Source organism: Mangrovicoccus sp. HB161399 (genome assembly GCF_013184745.1).
Lineage (GTDB): Bacteria > Pseudomonadota > Alphaproteobacteria > Rhodobacterales > Rhodobacteraceae > Mangrovicoccus.
In genome coordinates, this window is the sequence record NZ_JAATVU010000240.1 from 1 (window position 1) to 1,318 (window position 1,318).

2 pseudogenes are annotated in these 1,318 nt (G+C 67.0%); both read left to right on the forward strand.

Annotated elements, in window-relative coordinates:
- A pseudogene (locus tag HCC78_RS32580) lies at positions 1-153 on the forward strand (IS5/IS1182 family transposase); the annotation flags it as partial.
- A 56-nt stretch (positions 154-209) separates the two neighbouring features.
- Positions 210-1,232 (forward strand): annotated as a pseudogene (locus tag HCC78_RS32585) (IS66 family transposase); the annotation flags it as partial.
- Positions 1,233-1,318 lie beyond the last annotated feature (86 nt).

Consider the following 1,318-nt stretch of genomic DNA (forward strand, 5'->3'; position numbering starts at 1 on the left):
AGGGTGGAGACGAAAATGAACTGCGTGAAGCAGCTCGGCCAGCGGCTGATGTCGCGGGACTTCGACCGCCAGGTTGCCGAGGTCCAGATCCGGGTGGCTGTGCTGAACCGCTTCACGGCGCTCGGCATCCCGATGACCGTGGCCGCAGGATAGGTGTGTCCGGGGAAAGGGGGGACTGCGGTCATCAGCTGATTTGCGCAACAGTGCCCATCGAGCCCGACTGCATCCTCTGTCCCTGCGGCTGCGGCGAGATGATGAAGGTCGGGGCCGACCGCGCCGAGCGGCTGGATGTCATTCCGGCCGGGCTGCGCGTGCTGGTCACCATCCGCCCCAAATACATGTGCCGCACCTGCGCGGGGAAATCCCACGCCCAGGCGCCTGCGCCGGAATGGCTGGTGCCGCGCGGGCTGCCGACCGAGGCGCTGGTGGCGCACAGCATGGTCTCGAAGTACGGCGACTACCTCCCGTTCTACCGCCAGGCGGGCATCTACCGGCGCCAGGATGAGCCATTGTGCGCCATTGGTCCGAGTACAATGGCGAATGAGCTCGACCGCTCGATGCTGGCCGCCTGGTCGGGCCGCGCGGCCGCGTTGCTCGCGCCGGTGATCGACGCGATGACCGCCGAGCTGCGGCGCTCGGACCGGCTGCAGATGGACGAGACCTACCTGCCGGTCCTGGCCCCGGGCACGGGCAAGGTCCGCAAGGATTTCCTCTGGGCCATTCTCCGCGACCAGAGGGGCTGGGGCGGCAGCGATCCTCCGATCGTGGTGTTCCGCCATTCCAGGCTCCGCAACGGCAAGGTCGCGCAGGAGATGCTGAAGGGGTTCACCGGCAGCACGCTCATGGCCGACGGCCACCCGGTCTACGACACGCTCGCGGACCCGAAGAAGACCGCCAGGCCGTGGTCAGTCGCCTATTGCTGGACACACTGGAGGAGGCGCTTCGTCAAGTTCAGCCAGGACACCCCTTCGCCGATCTGCGAGGAGATGATCCGGCGCATCGCTTCGCTCTACGCGATCGAGAAGGAGATCCGCGGCCGCGATCCGGCCACCCGCGTGGCGGTCCGGCAGAAGCTGTCCCGCCCCATCACCGAGGCGCTGCGGCCCTGGCTGGAAGGCTGCCTTCAGCAGCTCTCCTCGGCCAGCGACCTGGCGAAGCACATCCGCTACGGGCTGAAGCGATGGGACGGGCTCATGCGCTTTCTCGAGGACGGTAGGCTCGAGATGGACTCTGTTGCGCAATTCGGCTTTTAGGGGAGGTTCCCCTATCCCCGGACAGACTTATCCCACGACCTCAGTGACAGGTATGCCGAGCGCGG